This window comes from Methylobacterium sp. WL18 (genome assembly GCF_008040015.1).
GTDB lineage: Bacteria > Pseudomonadota > Alphaproteobacteria > Rhizobiales > Beijerinckiaceae > Methylobacterium > Methylobacterium mesophilicum.
On sequence record NZ_VRVD01000699.1, the window covers coordinates 1 to 2,297 of the forward strand.

2 protein-coding genes are annotated in these 2,297 nt (G+C 70.6%); both read left to right on the forward strand.

What is annotated here, in order from left to right; all coding sequences use genetic code 11:
- Positions 1 to 448 precede the first annotated feature (448 nt).
- Positions 449 to 1,141 (forward strand): GntR family transcriptional regulator, encoded by a 693-nt coding sequence (locus FV228_RS27150; protein ID WP_147857353.1) that lies wholly within the window; start codon positions 449 to 451, stop codon positions 1,139 to 1,141.
- Positions 1,142 to 1,356: 215 nt separating this feature from the next.
- The coding region (locus FV228_RS27155) for a transporter substrate-binding domain-containing protein (protein ID WP_147857354.1) at positions 1,357 to 2,297 on the forward strand (941 nt) is incomplete at its 3' end.

Genomic DNA, 2,297 nt, shown 5'->3' on the forward strand with positions numbered 1-2,297 from the left:
CGCTCCACCTCGTGACGCCCCCCGGCGACCCGCGGCCGGCCCGGATCAGCGCGCTGCTGGGCTATCTCGGGCAGACGCTCGCCCAGGCGCCCTGGGCCGGCCCGGCGCCGGGATAGGGCCGCCGCCACGGGCGGCGTGAGCGGACATCGAAGGCGTGCGCGGGCTGAAACCCTAACCTGCGTGAGTGCCGGTCAGCCAAGAGCACAGGACAAGAGCACCGGACCATCGCGGCCCGACTATGTCCCTACGGTTGCTACACTTTGAATGACTTTATACAAAACTTCTTGACTCGCACGAGTGTATCTGGCGAAATCAAATCGCTTGATGACCCGACCTTTCCAGGGATGGCCGGGGCCGAAACCGATCGACGCGCGTCCGCCCGCGTCCGGCATCCGCTCCAACCGCGTGCCCGGCTTGTGCCCTCGAGCCCCGTCCGTTCGAGGCCCCGATGCTGACCGCGGTTCCCTCTCGCTCCGTGCCTGACCGCCTGCGCCACAAGACCGTGGCCGCGGCCGTCGCGGAATCCCTGCGCCAGAGGATCCTGACCGGCGAGTTCCCGGCCGGCACGCAGCTGCGCCAGGACGCGCTGGCGGAGGAGTTCGGGATCAGCCGGATCCCGATCCGCGAGGCGCTGCTGCAGCTCGAAGCCACCGGCCTGATCAAGATCATGCCGCATCGCGGGGCCGTGGTCTCGGGCCTGTCGGTGGAGGAGGTCGAGGACATCTTCGCCCTGCGCGTCCGGCTCGAACCCGAGCTGCTGGCCCTCTCGGCGCCGCGCCTCAACGCGCAGGACCTCCAGGGCCTGCGCGACCTCACCGAGGAATACGGCGCCGCCCTGGAGGCCGGCGAGATCCTGCTCTGGGGCGAGTTGAACCGGCGCTTCCATCTCGACCTGCTGCGGCATGCCGGGCGCCCGCGCTCGCTGACCATCGTGGCCAGCCTGCTGCAGGATTGCGACCGCCCGACCCGGCTGCAGCTCTCGGCCTCCGGGGACGTCGCCCGCGCCGACCGGGAGCACCGGGAGATCCTCGCCCTGTGCGAGGCCGGCCAATTCGACGCGGCCGCCGACCACCTGCGCCGCCACATCGAGTTCGCCGCGCAATCCCTGATCGCGATCTACCGGCGCGCCCTCACGCCGTAAGGCGGCAGGCCGGGATCACCGGGGCCGCCTTACGGGCCGGCCGTCGGTCGAGCCGGATCGTCGAGCGCGATGCGCGGACGAAGACGCCTCCTGAAATGGATCACCCGCCCGGCAAGGTCGGCGCGGCGCCTTGGTTTCCAAGGCTGTCGCGACTGCGATAGGACGGGGTGCGCGCGGTCGCCCGGCGGGCGGCCTTCAGCACGGGTGGGGATGCCATGGCAGGCAAGGACGAAGCGACATGGCGGGTCGGCGTCCTGTTCTCCCGCAGCGGGGTCAGCGGCGTCACCGAGACCGAGCACTTCCTCGGCACCGCCCTGGCGATCGAGGAGATCAACACGGCCGGCGGCGTGCTCGGGCGGCCGATCGAACCGATCTGCTACGATCCGGCCGGCGACAACGACGCCTATCGGTCCTATGCCCGCCGGATGCTCGCCGAGGACGGGGCCGAGGTGGTCTTCGGATGCTCGCTCTCGGCCAGCCGCAAGTCGGTGCTGTCCACCGTCGAGCGGCACAACGGCCTGCTCTGGTACCCGTCGATCTACGAGGGCTTCGAGTACTCGGAGAACATCATCTACACGGGCGCGACCCTCAACCAGAACGTCTTCGCGTTGGCGGACTACCTCCTGCAGGAGCATGGCCCCCGGATCTTCCTGATCGGGTCCGACTACATCTACCCGCGCGAGTCGAACCGGGTGATGCGCGACCTCGTGGAGGCCAAGGGCGGGACCATCGTCGGCGAACGCTACGCGCCCCTCGATGCCGACGATGCGGCCCATGCCGACATGGTCGCCGAGATCCGCCATGCGGCGCCGGACGCGGTGTTCTCCACCGTGGTCGGGCGCGGCGCCGAGCGGCTCTACCGGGCCTACGCGGCATCGGGGATCGACCGGAGGCGCTGCCCGATCGCCAGCCTGACCCTGGCGGAGGGACAGATCCGGGCGATCGGCCCGGACCTGTGCAGCAGCCACGTCCTGGCGGCCTCGTATTTCGCGGCGCTTGCGGGCGAGGAGAACCGACGCTTCGTCGCCGCCTTCCGGACCCGGTTCGGGTCCGAGCGCCCGACCAGCATGTGGTCTGAGACCGCCTACGCGCAGGTGCATCTCTTCGCCCGCGCGCTGGCGGAGGCCGGCACCCTCGATGCCGAGCGCCTCGGCGC